This is a genomic window from Brevundimonas sp. FV2ps16 (assembly GCF_058681075.1).
Genome location: NZ_CM178728.1, coordinates 2,602,881 through 2,619,572, shown reverse-complemented (window position 1 = coordinate 2,619,572; position 16,692 = coordinate 2,602,881). Strand labels below are relative to the sequence as shown.

Annotated in this window: 18 protein-coding genes and 1 pseudogene; 15 read left to right on the top strand and 4 right to left on the bottom strand. The window is 67.8% G+C overall.

What is annotated here, in order from left to right; genetic code table 11:
* Position 1 precedes the first annotated feature (1 nt).
* On the bottom strand, positions 2–1,171 hold the full coding sequence (locus tag ACW170_RS12670; RefSeq protein ID WP_492087015.1) for an MFS transporter: 1,170 nt from the start codon (positions 1,169–1,171) through the stop codon (positions 2–4).
* Positions 1,172–1,274: 103 nt separating this feature from the next.
* On the opposite strand from ACW170_RS12670, the gene ACW170_RS12665 reads away from it, so the two are divergent.
* Positions 1,275–2,171: a LysR family transcriptional regulator gene (locus ACW170_RS12665; RefSeq protein WP_492087014.1), complete on the top strand. Its 897-nt coding sequence runs from the start codon at positions 1,275–1,277 to the stop codon at positions 2,169–2,171.
* 57 nt (positions 2,172–2,228) lie between these two features.
* Here the strand turns inward: ACW170_RS12665 and ACW170_RS12660 are convergent, their stop codons facing one another.
* Complete coding sequence (locus tag ACW170_RS12660) at positions 2,229–2,762, bottom strand: hypothetical protein (protein WP_492087013.1); 534 nt, start codon at positions 2,760–2,762, stop codon at positions 2,229–2,231.
* A gap of 187 nt (positions 2,763–2,949) precedes the next feature.
* On the opposite strand from ACW170_RS12660, the gene ACW170_RS12655 reads away from it, so the two are divergent.
* On the top strand, positions 2,950–3,816 hold the full coding sequence (locus tag ACW170_RS12655) for a 50S ribosomal protein L11 methyltransferase (protein ID WP_492087011.1): 867 nt from the start codon (positions 2,950–2,952) through the stop codon (positions 3,814–3,816).
* An 18-nt stretch (positions 3,817–3,834) separates the two neighbouring features.
* Complete coding sequence (locus ACW170_RS12650; protein WP_492089178.1) at positions 3,835–5,640, top strand: aminopeptidase P family protein; 1,806 nt, start codon at positions 3,835–3,837, stop codon at positions 5,638–5,640.
* Positions 5,641–5,642: 2 nt separating this feature from the next.
* Here ACW170_RS12650 and ACW170_RS12645 read toward each other — a convergent pair whose 3' ends face one another.
* Both ACW170_RS12645 and ACW170_RS12640 read right to left on the bottom strand, forming a co-directional pair.
* Positions 5,643–6,452, bottom strand: coding sequence for a patatin-like phospholipase family protein (locus ACW170_RS12645; RefSeq protein WP_492087010.1), 810 nt, complete (start codon positions 6,450–6,452; stop codon positions 5,643–5,645).
* A gap of 190 nt (positions 6,453–6,642) precedes the next feature.
* Positions 6,643–7,323, bottom strand: a pseudogene (locus ACW170_RS12640) (cyclic nucleotide-binding domain-containing protein); the annotation flags it as partial.
* Between the two features lie 950 nt (positions 7,324–8,273).
* Between ACW170_RS12640 and hemA the strand changes: the two are divergent.
* The 12 genes from hemA (at position 8,274) to thiL (ending at position 16,680) form a co-directional block, all read left to right on the top strand.
* A complete protein-coding gene (hemA, locus tag ACW170_RS12635; protein WP_492087009.1) occupies positions 8,274–9,500 on the top strand; it encodes a 5-aminolevulinate synthase in 1,227 nt (408 codons plus the stop codon).
* A gap of 38 nt (positions 9,501–9,538) precedes the next feature.
* Positions 9,539–9,895: a hypothetical protein gene (locus tag ACW170_RS12630; RefSeq protein ID WP_492087008.1), complete on the top strand. Its 357-nt coding sequence runs from the start codon at positions 9,539–9,541 to the stop codon at positions 9,893–9,895.
* Positions 9,896–9,897: 2 nt separating this feature from the next.
* On the top strand, positions 9,898–10,080 hold the full coding sequence (locus tag ACW170_RS12625; RefSeq protein ID WP_492087007.1) for a DUF6898 family protein: 183 nt from the start codon (positions 9,898–9,900) through the stop codon (positions 10,078–10,080).
* Between the two features lie 2 nt (positions 10,081–10,082).
* On the top strand, positions 10,083–10,445 hold the full coding sequence (locus ACW170_RS12620) for a DUF3052 family protein (RefSeq protein ID WP_492087006.1): 363 nt from the start codon (positions 10,083–10,085) through the stop codon (positions 10,443–10,445).
* An 87-nt stretch (positions 10,446–10,532) separates the two neighbouring features.
* A complete protein-coding gene (gene glyA, locus ACW170_RS12615; RefSeq protein WP_492087005.1) occupies positions 10,533–11,816 on the top strand; it encodes a serine hydroxymethyltransferase in 1,284 nt (427 codons plus the stop codon).
* Between the two features lie 8 nt (positions 11,817–11,824).
* Positions 11,825–12,295: a transcriptional regulator NrdR gene (nrdR, locus tag ACW170_RS12610; RefSeq protein ID WP_492087004.1), complete on the top strand. Its 471-nt coding sequence runs from the start codon at positions 11,825–11,827 to the stop codon at positions 12,293–12,295.
* Positions 12,295–12,915 carry a RibD family protein gene (locus tag ACW170_RS12605; protein WP_492087003.1) on the top strand — a complete coding sequence of 207 codons (621 nt, stop codon included), beginning with the start codon at positions 12,295–12,297 and terminating at the stop codon, positions 12,913–12,915. Before nrdR ends, ACW170_RS12605 begins: the two co-directional genes overlap by 1 nt.
* A 73-nt stretch (positions 12,916–12,988) precedes the next feature.
* On the top strand, positions 12,989–13,579 hold the full coding sequence (locus ACW170_RS12600) for a riboflavin synthase (protein ID WP_492087002.1): 591 nt from the start codon (positions 12,989–12,991) through the stop codon (positions 13,577–13,579).
* The gene (gene ribB, locus ACW170_RS12595) at positions 13,576–14,712 is read left to right on the top strand and encodes a 3,4-dihydroxy-2-butanone-4-phosphate synthase (RefSeq protein ID WP_492087001.1); all 1,137 of its coding nucleotides are present in this window, start codon (positions 13,576–13,578) and stop codon (positions 14,710–14,712) included. The genes ACW170_RS12600 and ribB overlap by 4 nt, the downstream gene beginning before the upstream one ends.
* A complete protein-coding gene (gene ribH, locus ACW170_RS12590) occupies positions 14,709–15,170 on the top strand; it encodes a 6,7-dimethyl-8-ribityllumazine synthase (RefSeq protein ID WP_492087000.1) in 462 nt (153 codons plus the stop codon). Before ribB ends, ribH begins: the two co-directional genes overlap by 4 nt.
* Entirely contained in the window at positions 15,167–15,691 is a 525-nt protein-coding gene (nusB, locus tag ACW170_RS12585; RefSeq protein ID WP_492086999.1) for a transcription antitermination factor NusB, read from the top strand. The genes ribH and nusB overlap by 4 nt, the downstream gene beginning before the upstream one ends.
* Positions 15,691–16,680 (top strand): thiamine-phosphate kinase, encoded by a 990-nt coding sequence (gene thiL, locus ACW170_RS12580; protein WP_492086998.1) that lies wholly within the window; start codon positions 15,691–15,693, stop codon positions 16,678–16,680. Before nusB ends, thiL begins: the two co-directional genes overlap by 1 nt.
* Positions 16,681–16,692: the final 12 nt, after the last annotated feature.

The window sequence follows — 16,692 nt, the reverse complement described above, 5'->3', positions numbered from 1 at the left end:
CTCAGCCGATGGCTGGCGCTGTCGCCGACACCCGTTTGCGGGTCAGGAACAGGACCAGCAGCAAGCCCAGTCCCGAAGCGACGGCCCCGGCCAGAGATACAGCCGGATAGCCCAGGCCGCTGGCGATCACCGCTCCGCCCACTGCCGCGCCGATGGCGTTGCCGAGGTTGAAGGCGCCGATGTTCATGGCCGAGGCGAGGTTGGGCGCATCGCCGGCGGCGGCCATGACCCGCACCTGGAGCGGCGGCACCAGGGCGAAGCTGGCGATCCCCCACAGGAAGACCAGGATGGAGGTCGGCACCGCGAACGGCATGGCTACGGCGAAGGCGACCAGGATGGCGGACAGGGAGGCCAGGGTCACGATCAAGGTGCGGTCGACCGACCTGTCCGCGAACTTCCCGCCCAGCCAGTTGCCGAGCGTCAGACCCAGCCCATAGGTCACCAGCATGGCGGTGACGAAGCCGAGCGAGGCCTGGGTCTGCTCGCGCAGGATCGGGGCGATATAGGTGAAGACCGTGAACATGGCGCTGGAGCCGATCACGGTCAGGGCCAGGGCCGCCAGGACGGGACCGCGACCCAGCACGCGCAGTTCGGCGGCGATATTCCCGCCGGTCGGGGCGGGCAGGTTGGGCAGGGTCAGGCGCAGCGCGGCCATGACCAGGATGCCGATCCCGGCGATGCCCCAGAAGCTGGCGCGCCAGCCCAGGGCGTCTCCGGCCCAGGTCGCGAGGGGCACCCCGACGACATTGGCGATGGTCAGGCCCATGAACATGGCGGCGACGGCGCCCGCCTGACGGTTCGGCGCCACCAGACTGGCGGCCACGATCGAGCCGACGCCGAAGAAGGCGCCATGGTTCAGCGAGGTGATGACCCGCGCGATCAGAAGCATCGTGTAGTCGGTCGACATCGCAGACAGCAGATTGCCGATGGTGAAGATGGCGGCGAGACCGATCAGCAGAGCCCGACGCGGCACACGGCCGGTGGTCAGGGTCATCAGGGGCGCGCCCAGCATGACGCCCAGGGCGTAGGCGCTGATCAAAAGGCCCGCCGTGGGGATGGAAACGCCCAGATCGGCGGCGATGACAGGGAGCAGGCCCATCGGGGCGAACTCGGTGACGCCGATGCCGAAGGCGCCTGCCGCGAGGGCCAAGAGGGGAGGATTGAGTTTCATGGTTGTCCTTCGGCGATGTCCTTGTCCAGGCGCACAGATGGACGGCGGTTCGCTGGGGCGGTAGGCAGGCTTCAGGCCAAGGATTTTTGATCTGGACGCACAGATGCAAACGACCGGCGTGGACCGCGCGAGAGAGATGGAAGTGTTCGCCGCCGTGGCGCAGAGCGGCAGTTTCTCGGCGGCGGGGCGGACGCTGGATCTGACGCCGTCAGCGGTCAGCCGGACCATCGACCGGATCGAGGCGCGGCTGGGCGTGCGGCTGATGCTGCGGACCACGCGGGTGCTGACGCTGACGGCGGAGGGCCAGACCTATCTGGGGGCGGCGCGTCGGATACTGGCCGATCTGGACGACGCGGAGCGGGTGATCGCCGACCAGGGGGCGCCGCGCGGACGGGTCAGGGTCAGCGCGTCGCTGGCGCACGGTCGCCAGCGCGTCGTGCCGCTGCTGGGCGAGTTCGCCCGCCTGTATCCGCACATATTGATCGACTTCAATCTGACCGATGTCGTGGTCGATGTGGCGGCGGGGCAGGCCGATGTCGCCATCCGGTTCGGACCGCTGGCAGACAGTCCGCTGACGGCGCGGCGACTGGGCGAGACGGGGCGGACCATTGTCGCGTCGCCGGATTATCTGGCGAGACGGGGCGCGCCGCAGGTTCCGGAGGACCTGCACGAGCACGATTGCCTGAATTTCAATTTCCGTCGGGCCGAGCCGGTTTGGCCGTTCCGGCGCGAGGGGCGGGATTACGCCCTGACGGTGAAGGGACCGATCGAGGCCAACAATGGCGAGACGCTGACGCAGTTGGCGCTGGCCGGCGTGGGCGTGACGCGAGTGGGCAATTTCAGCGTGGCGGACGCCATCGAAATGGGGCGGCTTGTCCCACTGCTGGAATCCTTCAATCCCGGCGACCGCGAGCCGATCCACGCGGTCTTTGTCGGCGGGGCCAATATGCCGGCGCGGGTAAGGGTGTTCGTGGACTTTCTGGCGGAGCGCCTGAGATAGAAATCGCCGGACGGGCGGACCCGTCCGGCGATCTTCAGTCTCGACTGCGATCCGAAATCAGCGCTTGCCGAAGATCATGTCGCCCAGCTTGGCGAAGAAGCTCTTTTCTTCCGCCTTGGGAGCGGGGGTGGGAGCGGGCTTGGCGGCTTCGACGGGCTTGGGCGCCGGAGCCGCAGCGACGGGCGCAACGATCGGAGCGGGCGTCGGCGCTGCGGCGACGGCGGGAGCCGCCTTGGGCGCAGCCGCAGCTTTGGCGGCGGGCTTGGCGGCCGCAGGCTTGGCTGCGGTTTTGGGCGCGGGCTTTGCAGCGGCGGGCTTGGACGCCTTGGCCGGCGCGGTCTTCGGCGCGGCGGCTTTCACCGGCGCGGCCTTGGCGGCAGGCGCGGCCTTGGGCTTGGCGGCCGCCTTGGGCGCAGCGGTCTTCGGAGCGGCGGCCTTGGCGACCGCAGCCTTGGGCGCAGCGACCTTCGGGGCTGCGGCTTTCGCGGCGGGCTTGGCGGCCGTGGTCTTGGCGACGGCCTTGGTCGCAGGCTTTGCAGCGGCGGGCTTGGTCGCCTTAGGCGCGACGGTTTTCTCGGCGACAGGCTTCACAGCGCTCGACTTCGGCGCGGCTTTAGGCTTGGAAGCGGCGGTCGCCGGCTTCGGCGACGCAGTTTTAGACGTAGACGGTGACTTGGCCATGTATTCCCCGACCCCTCGGTTAGTTAAAAAGCCCGGCGGCGTCGGGAAGACGAAGCGCCGGATCGCAACGATTCGCCATCTTAGCGGTGTTTGAAAAATGTCCGAGTCCGCAGTTCAGATAATCGCACGGGGTCCGCGCGACAGCGCCGAGGCCGCCGCCGCCGCCATCGACGCCGATCCCTCGCTGGAGGGCGCGACCTATTCCATCCTGGAGGAGGACGAGGATCGCAACATCTGGCGCATCGACGCCTTCCCGACCACGGCCGAAGAGGTCGAGGGGCTGAAGGCGACCCTGGCCGATTATCCGGTCACCGTCACGGTCGAGAAGCTGGCCGACGCCGACTGGCTGGCCATGTCGCTGTCGGGCCTGCCGCCGGTGCGGGCCGGGCGCTTCTTCGTCTATGGGGCCCATGACGAGGGACGAGTGCCGCCCAACGCCGTCAATCTGAAGATCGACGCCGGCGCCGCCTTCGGCACCGGCCACCACGGCACGACGGTCGGCTGTCTGGAGGCCTTCGACGACCTGCTGAAGCGCGAGCGTTTCGAGCGGGTGCTGGACGTCGGCTGCGGCACGGGCGTCCTGGCCATCGCGGCGGCGCGGACGGGCAGCCGGATCGCGGTCGGCACCGACATCGACGCCCCCTCGGTGCGGATCGCCAACGAAAACGCCGCCCTTAACCAGGCCCACGCCAGCTTCGTCCACGCCTCGGGCCTGAACGATCAGCGGGTGCGCCGCCACGGGCCGTATGACCTGGTCTTCGCCAATATCCTGGCCCCGCCGCTGGTGGCCCTGTCGCAGGACATCAAGATGGCGCTGAGCCTGGGCGGGGTCGCCATCCTGTCGGGCCTGTTGCGGACCCAGGAGCGCCGGGTGACGGCGGCCTATACGTCGCGCGGATTCCGGCTGGAGAAGCGCATCCATCACGACGCCTGGAGCGCCCTGGTGCTGAGGCGGATGGGCTGAGGAACAAGAGACGAGATGATGCGCCAGACCTTCGATGAGACCACCGATCCGTCCTTCGGGGCCAAACACCTGCCACTGCTGCGCGCCCGAATGGCGGAGCAGGGGCTGGACGGCTTCCTGATCCCGCACGAGGACGAGCACCAGAACGAATATCTGCCCGACGCCAACGAGCGGCTGGCCTGGGCCACCGGCTTCACCGGCTCGGCCGGGGCGGCGGTGGTGTTTCAGGATCGGGCCAGCATGTTCACCGACGGTCGCTATACGGTGCAGGTCAAGGCCCAGACCGATCCGGCCCTGTTCGAACGGCGCGACCTGAACGCGGTCGCCGCTTATCTGGAGACGGCCAAGCCGGGTCAGGTGATCGGCTATGATCCGAAGCTGCACAGCCCGGACGCCCTGGTCGCCCTGAAGCGGGCCGCGGAGAAGGCCGGGGCCGAGCTGAAGCCGGTCGAGGTCAATCCGCTGGACCAGGCCTGGGGCGCGGATCGTCCTGCCCAGCCGACCGCCCCGGTCGTTCCTCACGAGGACGTCTATTCCGGCGAGGCCCATGCGGCGAAGCGGGCCCGGATCGGTCAGGCCGTGGCGGACGCCGGCGCCGACGCGGTCGTGCTGACCGCTCCCATGTCGATCGCCTGGCTGTTCAATGTGCGCGGCGGCGACGTGATCCGTTCGCCCCTGCCGATCGGTCAGGCCGTGCTGACGGCCGAGGGCAGGGCGCGGCTGTTCCTGGACGGGGCCAAGGTGACGAATGAACTGCCGGCCTGGCTGGGCGACGACGTCCAGCTGGAGGCGCCGGAACGGCTGGCCGAGGCGCTGGACGGTCTGACGGGTCGGAAGGTGATGATCGATCCGGCCCTGTCCTCCGCCTGGTATTTCGACCGGCTGGAGCAGGCGGGAGCGACGGTGGTGCGGGCGGCGGACCCCTGCGCCCTGCCGCGCGCCACCAAGAATGCGGTCGAGATCGAGGGCAGCCGCCAGGCCCATATCCGCGACGGCGCGGCCCTGGCCAACTTCCTGCACTGGGTCGATACGACGGCGCAACAGAGCCTGCCGGACGAGCGCGAGGTGGTGGAGACGCTGGAGCGGTTCCGCGAGGCGACCGGGGCGCTGAAGGACCTGAGCTTCGACACCATCGCCGGGGCGGGGCCGAACGGCGCCCTGCCGCATTACAAGCCGGTCGGCGCCACGATCCGCCGGATCGAGAACGGCTCCCTGCTGCTGGTGGACGGCGGCGGTCAGTATCTGGACGGGACGACCGACGTGACCCGCACCATGGCGGTGGGCGAGCCGACGGCGGACCAGCGTCACAAGTTCACCCTGGTGCTGAAATCCCATATCGCCATGGCGACCATCCGCTTCCCGGCGGGGACCAGCGGCATGGCCCTGGACGCCATAGCGCGGGCGCCGATGTGGGCGGCAGGGCTGGATTACGACCATGGGACGGGTCATGGCGTCGGTTCGTATCTGGGCGTCCACGAGGGGCCGCAGCGGATCGCCAAATGGGGCACCAGCCAGCCGCTGCTGGAGGGGATGATCCTGTCCAACGAGCCCGGCTATTACCGCGAAGGCCATTGGGGCATCCGGATCGAGACCCTGCAGGTGGTGACGCCGGCCGTGATTCCCGAGGGCGGCGAGCGGCCGATGCACGGGTTCGAACAGCTGACCTTTGCGCCGATCGACCGCAAGCTGATCGCGGTCAATCTGCTGACCCCCGAAGAGCGGGCCTATGTCGACGCCTATCACGCCGAGACCCTGGCCAAGGTGGGGCCCCTGGTCGAGGGCGAGGTACGGGTCTGGCTGGAGCGGGTCTGCGCCCCGCTCTGACCTCACGGCTCGATGGCGCGGGTCGGGCGCCGCCGCAGGTGGGTGACGGGGACGGTCAGGTCCGCCAGGGCGGCCCGGGTCGCCTCGTAGCCGGCGGCGACCGGCTCGTCATAGGCCTTCCAGTCGCGGATATCGGTCCCGCCGGTGCGCGGCAGGATCAGGACGTCGGCGGCGGCGCGCGACTGCTCCATCTCGGCGTCGGTGGTGATGGTCGCCGAACGCATCAGGATGGACACGATGGGCGGTCCGGCCTTCCAGGCGCCTGACAGCACCCATTTCCACCAGGAGGGCGGGTTTTCCAGCGCCGCCGGATCGACGCCGCGGGTCTGGGACATGTCCACGCCGATGATCGGGCCGCTGTTCAGCTGGCGCATCACGCTGGTTGGGAAATTCTTCAGCACCGCCCCGTCCACCAGCACCTGGCCGTCCATGACCACGGGGGGCAGGACGCCGGGAATGGCGATGGAGGCCCGCATGGCCCGGCGCATCAGGCCGGCGCGATGAACCTCGATTCGGCCCGAGGTCAGGTTGGAGGAGACGGCGAAGAAGGGCAGGCAGAGATCGGCCATATCTATGTCGCCATAGGCCCGCTCCAGCAGGCGGGCCACTTTGCGGGCGCGGGACATGGCGACGATGGGGAAGGCCAGGTCCGACAGGGGGTCAGACTCGACGAAGGCGCGGCGGATCTCGTAGTCCAGCCGCTCGAACGACCAGCCCAGGGCCGGGCCGGCGGCCACGACCGCCCCCATGGAGGCGCCGCCGACGAAGTCGATGGGCACCTTGGCCTCTTCCAGCGCCTTGACCGCCCCCATGTGGCAATAGGCGCGGGCGCCCCCCCCCCGACAGGACCAGGCCCACGGCCGTGCCGGTGAGGACCCGGGCCATGCGGGCGGTGTCGGCCTCGACCCCCGCGACGCAATGGAACCAACGGTCGGGTTGCAGCGCATTGAGCCAGACGCGAGTGTTGGCCGGCTGGTTCATGCGCGGATCGCGCAGCAAGATCAGGTCGGTCAGGCGCCGGTCGTCGCCGAATCCCATCCGGCGCGGCAAGTCGGACGGCGGGACCAGAAGCCCGCTCCCGACGATGAACAGCCGGTCCACCTGGCGGGCGCACAACTCGGCCCAGGCGGTCTGGTCCAGTTCGGCGACATAGAGGACATAGTCGTGATCGTCCTCGACCCGGCTGAACCATTCGGCGGCCGAGGTCAGGGCCGACTGGTCGATGACCTTGCAGGTGAAACCCATGGCCTGGACGGCGGCGGCGATCCGCTCGACGAAGGCGCGGATCGGACGGGGGCGGGCCGAGACGAAGCCGAAGACATTGGGCTCGGCGGCGCCGACGGTCCGTTCGCGGGCGCGGTGGATCATCAGGCGCGACAGTTCGACCAGCAGGTCCGGCTCGGATCGGGCGGCCTCGAAGAAGGCGTCGCGCGGCAGGGCCAGGATTTCGGTGTCGCGCAGGGCGACCACGTCGGCCGTATGCGGGGTGCCGGCCACCATGGCCATTTCGCCGACGGGTTCTCCGGGCCGGATGACGCCGACCAACTGGGGCGGCTGATCCGGCTCGACGTGAAAGACCCCCAGCCGCCCCGAGCGGACCAGATAGAGGGTGTCGGACGGATCGCCGGCCGCAAACAGTCGCTCGCCCCCGGTGAGGGCGAACCAGCTGGCGCGATCGATCATCGGCCCTTCGAAGATGCGCGACAAAGCGGAGGCCAGGGTGTCGGGACGAAGCGGAGCCATGGGAGGGTTGTAGGAGAGATTCCGGTCAGGGTGAATTGGCTCTGTCTTCGCGGCGGACCAGCGAAGTTCGGGGAGGGCTCGGGACGCCGGGACTGCGCCCGGAGTGGATATGTTTTTACCGTTTCGGCGCAGGCGTCGTCCCGAGCGGCCGTTTTCCACACGCGCTCCGGCTGGCGGCCCTAGCCTTCGAGCCTTGCCGGATCGGCGGGCCGCCTTGCGACGGCTTCGCCGGGGCGGACATGCCGACGTAGGTCGACAGCGGTCCGCTTTCCTAAGCGTGCGGCGAGCAGGAGACGGCATCCATCGCCGCCCCTAAGGACCCCGGCGGTCTCCATCCCGCCGGCTTCATCGCTCGACCACAGCCCCGCCGCCGTCAGGGCGCTGGATCCGACGCCCTCCCCATCGGCGGGGATGGGAGGAGGTTACGCGCGATTGCTGGTATGGCGCGGAAGTCGGGGTGAGATTCTTTTAGAGCGTTGAAATGCTTGAGGAGAGACCAGCGTCATTGTGCGCGCATGGGTCATGTGATCGACCATCACAGACCTTCCCCCGCTTGCGGGGGAAGTGTCAGGCCGTGGCGCGTAGCGACACGCCTGACGATGGGGGAAGTCTTTAGTTCGAGCAAGACTTCCCCCTCCGACCCTGGTCCGCTGCGCGGACCCCGGGCCACCTCCCCCGCAAGCGGGGGAGGGTCTGATGACCTCGCCAGCGTCTGGCGTCGAGTCGCCCTCTCCTGGCGCTCGCCGACGGGGAGGTGAGAGCGGTGCGTTCCTGAGAGTCGTTATCAATGAAGGGTTTGGGGCGTTTTGACCACATGGGGCGCATGGACAAGCGGCGGCGTCGGGCGCAAAGAACGGACAGACATCGCCATAAGCGAAAGAACGAATATCGTGTTCGACTATAAGGCCGCCTTTGAAAGCTCGGTGGAGCGGGTGCGGAGCGAGGGACGCTATCGCGTCTTCGCCGATCTGAAGCGGGTGCGCGGTCAGTTTCCGCAGGCGGTGCGTCGCCGCGAGGACGGGTCCGAACAGGATGTCGTGATCTGGTGCTCCAACGACTACCTCGGCATGGGCCAGCACGCGGACGTGCTGAAGGCCATGCAGGACGAGATCGAGGCGGTGGGCGCCGGCGCCGGCGGCACGCGCAATATCTCCGGTACGACGCGTTCGGCGGTGGATCTGGAAGCCGAACTGGCCGACTGGCACCAGAAGGAAGCAGCGCTGCTGTTCACCTCGGGCTATGTCGGCAACGAGGCGACCCTGTCGACGCTGCAGAAGATCCTGCCCGGCCTGATCACCTTCTCCGACGCCCTGAACCACGCCTCGATGATCGCCGGCATTCGGCACGGCGGCGGCGAGCGTCACATCTTCAAGCACAATGATTTGGCCCATCTGGAGGCCCTGCTGGCGGCGGCTCCGGCCGGGGCGCCCAAGCTGGTGGCCTTCGAGAGCGTCTATTCGATGGACGGCGACATCGCCGACCTTGCCGGGACCGTGGCCCTGGCCAAGAAATACGGCGCCATGACCTATCTGGACGAGGTCCATGCGGTCGGCCTGTATGGCGAAACCGGCGCCGGCGTGGCCGAGCGTGACGGCGTGCTGGACCAGATCGACATCATCGAATGCACCCTGGGCAAGGCCATCGGGGTCATGGGCGGCTATATCGCGGCCGACGCGGTGATCATCGACGCGGTGCGCAGCTGGGCCTCGGGCTTCATCTTCACGACGTCGCTGCCGCCGGCGCTGACGGCGGGGGCCCTGGCCTCGGTGCGGCATCTGAAGACCCATCCCGAACTGCGCGAACAACACCAGGAACGCGCGGCGACCCTGAAGGCGCGGTTCGCCGCCGCCGGGATCCCGGTCATGGACTCGGAAAGCCATATCGTGCCGGTGCATGTCGGCAATCCGATCCACTGCAAGATGATCTCGGACATGCTGCTGGACGAGTACGGCGTCTATGTTCAGCCGATCAACTATCCGACCGTGCCCAAGGGGACCGAGCGGCTGCGCTTCACCCCTTCGCCGAACCATACCGATGAGATGATGGATCATCTGGTCCTGGCGATGGACCGGCTGTTCGCCCACTGCAATGTGGCGCGGCGGTCTGTGGCGGCCTGATCGTTTCCTGACAAAGGGGATTGGGCTATGATGGCGCGATGAACGTCCATCATCCCGCGCCGGACACGCCGCCCGAGGAGGTCGACCTTTTCGAGATGGCGAACCTGTATCCTAGACATACGGGCCTGCCGATGACCGTCTGGGTCAGTCCCAAGGGACGGGCGCGGCACGACGCGCGGGTCAAGGTGTGCCGGGCGCACGGCGACCGTATGGACGTGGACGATATCGCGACCGTCAGCGTGCGGCCCGAGCCGGAACTGATCCATGGGCCTTTGCCCACCGCCGATCTGAAGGCCGTACAGGCATGGATTCGGCTGAACAGCGACGCCCTGATCGGCTACTGGAACGGCGAGCTCGACACCGTCGATCTGTCGCGGGCGCTGAAGACGCTCTGATCATGGGCGACGGCGGGGAGATCATTGTCGAGTTCGTGCGCAACGGGCCCTATATCAAATGCTCAGCCATCCATGTGGCGACCGGGCGCGAGGTCAGCGCCATGGGGCCGGTCAACGAGCCCAAGGCGGTGGAGCGGGTGGCGATCGCGAAGTTGAGGCGAGTCCTTCAGGCTCAGGGAGGCTAATTGTGTCGGACAAGCCGTTGCTGGAACGTCTTCAGGTCAAGAACGGGCGCCGCCTAGCCGTTGTGGACGATCCGGCCGATATCGAGGGGCTTGTTGGCGTGCCGCGTCGATCTATGGAAGAGGCGGAGGTAGTGCTGGTTTTTGTCGCCGACCAAAGCCAGCTGGAGACGCGCTTGGTGGAGACGGCGCCGCGGCTGGGCGCTGACGCCATATTTTGGATCGCCTATCCCAAGTTAACGTCGCCTCTAGCCGGCGATCTCAGTCGCGATCGGATACGGACGCTTGCCCTGGGCCACGGCTTGGACACCGTCAGTCAGATTGCGGTGGATGCGAATTGGTCGGCGATGCGCCTTAAGCGGATCTGATCCGTCGGTCGAGTGTGACCACTAGATATTGTGGTTCGGTCCGGTGCGGACTAGATAGGCGGCCTTCTCAGACGCGGGGATTCCGACGTGACCGCCTTCACCCATGACGCCTATTTCACCAAGACCCTGGCCGACGCCGATCCGGACGTCTTCAAGGCTATTCAGGGCGAGATGGGGCGGCAGAAGGAGCAGATCGAGCTGATCGCGTCCGAGAACATCGTCTCCCAGGCGGTGCTGGACGCGCAGGGCTCGGTCCTGACGAACAAATACGCCGAGGGTTATCCGGGTCGTCGCTATTACGGCGGCTGCGAATTCGTCGATGTGACCGAGGATCTGGCGCGCGAACGGGCGAAAAAGCTGTTCGGCGCGGCCTTCGCCAACGTGCAGCCCCACTCGGGCGCCCAGGCCAACCAGGCGGTCTTCTTCACCCTGCTGCAACCCGGCGACACCTTCCTGGGCATGGATCTGGCCTGCGGCGGGCATCTGACGCACGGGTCGCCGGCGAACCAGTCGGGCAAGTGGTTCCGGCCCGTGACCTACAAGGTCCGCGAAGACACCCATCTGATCGACTATGACCACGTGGCCGAGATGGCGCAGAAGGAGAAGCCGAAGCTGATCCTGGCCGGCGCATCCGCCTATAGCCGCCACATCGACTTCAAGCGGTTCCGCGAGATCGCCGACAGCGTCGGCGCCTATCTGATGGTGGACATGGCCCACTATGCCGGCCTGGTCGCGGGCGGCGCCTATCCCGATCCGATCCCGCACGCCCATGTCGTGACCACGACGACGCACAAGACCCTGCGCGGACCGCGTGGCGGCATGATCCTGTCCAACGACGCGGACCTGGGCAAGAAGATCAACTCGGCCGTCTTCCCGGGCCTGCAAGGCGGGCCGCTGGAACATGTGATCGCGGCCAAGGCCGTGGCCTTCGGCGAGGCGCTGCAGCCCGAGTTCAAGCTGTATGCGCAACAGGTGGTCAAGAACGCCCAGGCCCTGGCCGGGGTGCTGGTCGAGCGTGGGCTGGCTATCGTCTCGGGCGGCACCGACAGCCACCTGGCCCTGGTCGACCTGCGGCCCAAGGGCGTGACCGGCAAGGCGACCGAGCACGAGCTCGAGAAGGCGCTGATGACCTGCAACAAGAACGGCGTGCCGTTCGACACCGCGCCCTTCACCGTCACCTCGGGCGTTCGCCTGGGCACCCCGGCGGGGACCACGCGCGGCTTCGGCGAGGCCGAGTTCAAGCAGATCGGTCACTGGATCGCCGACGTCGTCTCGTCGATGAACGGCGGCGATGAAGCCGATCCGGCCGTGGTGGCGGGCGTGGCGGCCCAGGTGCGGGAGCTGACGAACCGCTTCCCCATCTACGGATGATCTGACCGATGAAGTGCCCCTTCTGCGGTCATCAGGACACCCAGGTTAAGGACAGCCGGCCGTCGGACGACGGCTCGGCGATCCGACGGCGGCGGTCCTGTCCGAACTGCAACGGGCGCTTCACCACCTTCGAGCGGGTGCAGCTGCGCGAACTGGTCATCCTGAAGCGCAACGGACGGCGCACGCCGTTCGAGCGGGACAAGCTGGAGCGGTCGCTGGGCGTGGCCCTGCGCAAACGCCCGGTTCAGCCGGAGCAGGTGGAGCAGATGGTCAACCGGATCGTGCGCCAGCTGGAGAGCCTGGGCGAGACCGAGGTGCCGTCGAGCACGGTCGGGGACTTCATCATGAAGGCGCTGAAGGGCGTGGATGAGGTGGCCTATGTCCGCTACGCCTCGGTCTACAAGGACTTCCGCGCGACCGGCGATTTCGCCAAATTCCTGGGCGACGAAGGCTTCGACGAGCCCTCTGGCAAGGACTGATGCGCGTCACCCTGAAGCTGGCCACGTCGCTGGACGGGCGGATCGCCACGGCTGACGGCGAGAGCCGGTGGATCACCGGCGAGGCGGCTCGGCTGGAAGGCCATCGGCTGCGCGCCGGCCATGACGCCATACTGGTGGGCGTCGAGACGGTGCTGAAGGACGATCCCGAACTGACCGCGCGCCTGCCCGGGCGGAGCGTGGATCAGCCGTTGCGGGTGGTGCTGGACAGCCGGTTGCGCACGCCGGAGACGGCGAAACTGGCGGGCGAGAATACGCTGATCCTGACGGCGGTCGAAGCGCGTGCGATCGGCTCGGCCGAGGTCCGACAGGTCGAGGCCGAGGACGGGCGTCCGGCGATCCCGGCGGTGCTGAAGGCGCTGAAGGCGGCCGGCGTGGGGTCGGTGCTGATCGAGGGCGGGGGGCAGGTGGCGGCCGCCTTCCTGAGGACCGGGGCGGTGGACCGGCTGGAGTGGTTCCGGGCGCCGATCCTGCTGGGCGAGGAGGGGCGGCCCTGCGTGGCGGCCCTGGCTCTTGCAAAGCTGGCTGACGCCCCCAAGTTCCGTCGCCTGGGCGTGGAGCCTGTCGGAGACGATCTGTGGGAACGCTACGAGCGGGCGTGACACCTTAAGGTTCGTCGCCGATCTTCGTATTGTCAGACTGTGTTTGTTGGGTCCGGAAGGGACCGGAGCCGAAATGTTCACCGGAATCGTCACCGACATCGGGCGCGTTCGCGACGTCCGCGAGACCGAGCGGGATCGCCGCTATGAGATTGAGACCGCCTGGGACGTGTCCGGGATCGACCTGGGCGCCTCGATCAGCCATGCGGGCTGCTGCCTGACGGTGACGGAGAAGGGGCCGGACTGGTTCGCGGTCGAGGTGTCGAACGAGACCCTGTCCAAGACAACATTGGGGGCGTGGAAGGCCGGCGACGGGATCAATCTGGAGCGGGCGGCCAAGCTGGGCGACGAGATGGGCGGCCATGTGGTGTCGGGTCATGTCGACGGCCTGGGCCGGGTCGTCTCGATCACGCCGGAGGGCGGGTCGCACCGGGTCGAGGTCGAGGCGCCGGCGCCCCTGCACCGCTATATCGCCGCCAAGGGCTCGATCACGGTCGATGGGGTGTCCCTGACGGTGAACAGCGTCGAGGGGCGGGTGTTTTCGTTAAATATCATCCCGCATACGTGGGATGTGACGACCCTGGGCCGGCTGCAGGTCGGCGATCCGGTCAATCTCGAGATCGACATGCTGGCGCGTTACCTCGCGCGGTGGCAGGAGACCGCATGATGCAAGCCGCGCCGAAAATTCACGACAGCCCGATCAGTCCCATCGAGGACATCCTGGAGGACGCCCGCAACGGCCGTCCCTATATCCTGGTGGACGCCGAGGATCGCGAGAACGAAGGGGACATCATCATCCCCGCCCAGTTCGCGACCCCCGAGCAGATCAACTTCATGATCCGCCAGGCGCGCGGCCTGGTGTGCCTGGCCATTACCGCCGAGCGTGCGAACCAGCTGCGCCTGCCGCCGATGGCGGCGGAAAACCGCGAGAGCATGAAGACCGCCTTCACCGTCTCGATCGAGGCCAAGGACGGCGTGACGACCGGGATTTCGGCGGCCGACCGGTCGCGCACCATTCATGTGGCGACCGACGCGTCGAAGGGCATGGACGACATCGTCTCGCCCGGACACATCTTCCCCCTGGTGGCGCGCGACGGCGGGGTTCTGGTCCGCGCCGGCCATACCGAGGCGGCGGTGGACATCAGCCGCATGGCGGGCCTGACCCCGGCCGGGGTGATCTGCGAGATCATCAAGGACGACGGCGAGATGGCGCGGATGCCCGATCTGGTCGCCTTCGCCCAGCTGCACGGGCTGAAGATCGGCACCATCGCCGATCTGATCGCCTATCGCCGCCGCACCGAGCGGTTCGTCGAGCGGGTCATGGATACGCCGTTCGAGAGCGTCCACGGCGGGCCGTTCCGCCTGATGCTGTACCGGAACACGATCGAGGGCGCGGAACATGTCGCCCTGGTCCACGGCAAGATCGATCCGTCCAAGCCGACCCTGGTGCGGATGCATCAGGTGGATTTCGCCTGCGACCTGTTGGGCCATGTCGAGACGCGCCAGGACTATGTGCCCAAGGCGCTGAAACAGATCACCGATCATGACGGTCCGGGCGTGGTCGTCTTCCTGCGCGATCCGTCGCTGAACTCGCTGGCGGAACGTCTGGCGGGCGTGGACAAGCCGGCGGCGGTGGACCGGTCGCTTAGGGCCTATGGCGTCGGGGCGCAGATCCTGCTGGACCTGGGCGTCAAGGACATGATCGTGATGAGTTCGACGCGACCCGAACCGACGGCGTTGGAGGGCTATGGCCTGCGCATCGTCGGCTGGCGCGACATGGATGGAGAAGACAAGGCGTGACCGAGGCCCCCCGTATTCTGATCGTCGAGGCGCGCTTCTACGATGAACTGGCCGACGCCCTGCTGGAGGGCGCCAAGGAGACGTTGAAGGCGCGCGGCGCCGAGTTCGACGTCGTCACCGTGCCGGGCGCGCTGGAGATCCCGGCCGTCATCGCCATGGCCGAGGAGGCCGGGCGGTTCCCGACTGCGCCGCGTTATGACGGCTATGTCGCCCTAGGCTGCGTGATCCGCGGCGAGACCTATCATTTCGAGATCGTCTCGGACCAGTCGGCGGCCGGCATCATGGCCCTGGGGGTCAAGGGGCTGATCATCGGCAACGGCATTCTGACGACCGAGGACGAGGACCAGGCCTGGTACCGGGCGCGGCTTTCGGAAGGGGATAAGGGCGGCGGAGCGGCGAAAGCCTGCCTCGAGCTCATTGCATTGAAGAAGCGGTTGCGGCTAGGCCTCGGCGCATGACTGAACCGAACAGCGTCAAAGCCGTCCTCGAACAACTGGCCGAGGCCGAGAAGCAGCGGGCCGAGCCCCATCTGAGCTCCAAACAGCGCCGTGCGCGCACCGTGTCGCGTCTGGCCGCCGTCCAGGCCCTGTACCAGATGGAGCTGGCGGGCGAGGGCGTGGAGACGGTGATCACCGAATTCTCCAACTTCCGCTTCGACACCGATATCGAGGGCGAGGCCCTGGCCGAGGCGGACGAGGCCTATTTCGCCGACATCGTGCGCGGTGTGATCGAGAGCCAGCGCGACATCGACGCCGCCGTCAAGGCGCGTCTGGCGTCCAACTGGAAGCTGGAGCGGATCGACGCCACTCTGCGCGCCCTCCTGCGCTGCGGGGCCTGGGAGCTGATCAAGCATCCGGAGACGCCGCGCGAAGTGGTGATCGACGAATATGTCGAGCTGGCCAAGGCCTTCTTCGACGACTCCGAAGCGCGGTTCGTCAATGCGGCGCTGGACGGCGTGTCCAGAGACACGCGCAAATAATGCCGGCGCTCGACGTCGCGGGCGAGTTCGAGACGATCGAGAGGCTGCTGCGGCCCCTGGCCCATCCCGAATGGGGCCGGGGACTGGCCGATGATGTGGCGGTGCTGCCGTCGCGACCCGGCTATGACCTGGTTCTGACCAAGGACGCCATCGTCGAGGGCGTGCATTTCCTGCCCGACGATCCGCTGGACACGGTGGCCAAGAAGCTGCTGCGGGTGAACCTGTCGGATTTGGCGGCGAAGGGGGCCGAACCCTTCGGCTATCTGATGGCCTGCTGCTGGTCGGAGCGCTGCGGCTGGCCCGAACGCGAGGCCTTTGCGGCGGGCCTGGCCGAGGATCAGGCGCGGTTCGGCGTCTTCCTGATCGGCGGGGATACGGTGAAGACGCCCGGGCCGGCGGTGTTTTCCCTGACCGCCCTGGGCTGGGTTCCCGAGGGCGAGACGGTGTCGCGGGGCGGGGCCCAGGTCGGGGATCTGGTGTTCGTGACCGGGACCATCGGCGACGGGGTGTTGGGTCTGAGGGCGGCGCGGGGCGAGCTGTCGCTGGAGCCCGAGCGTCTGGAGGCGCTGATCGCCCATTATCGCACGCCGGCGCCCCAGCTGGATTTCGCCAAGGTGGTGCGTGAACTGGCGACGGCGGCGGCCGATCTGTCCGACGGATTGGCGGCCGATCTGGCCCATATCGCCAAGGCCAGCGGGCGAGGGGTGGAGCTGAACCTGGCCGTCCTGCCCTTGTCCTCCGCCGCGCAGTCCTGGCTCGACAAACGGGTCGATGCTCAGGCGGCCCTGTCGATCCTGGCGGCCGGCGGCGACGATTATCAGATCGTCTTTACAGCCCATCCTCGGCATGAGGAGGCGCTGCGGCGCGAGGCCGAACGCCGGTTCACACGCCTGACGAAGATCGGAGCCGTGACCGAAGGCGCGGGCGTGACGGTTCGCTATGCGGGGCGGGTCGTGCCGATGAAACACGGCGGCTGGACCCACGACTGAGGCGGAAACACA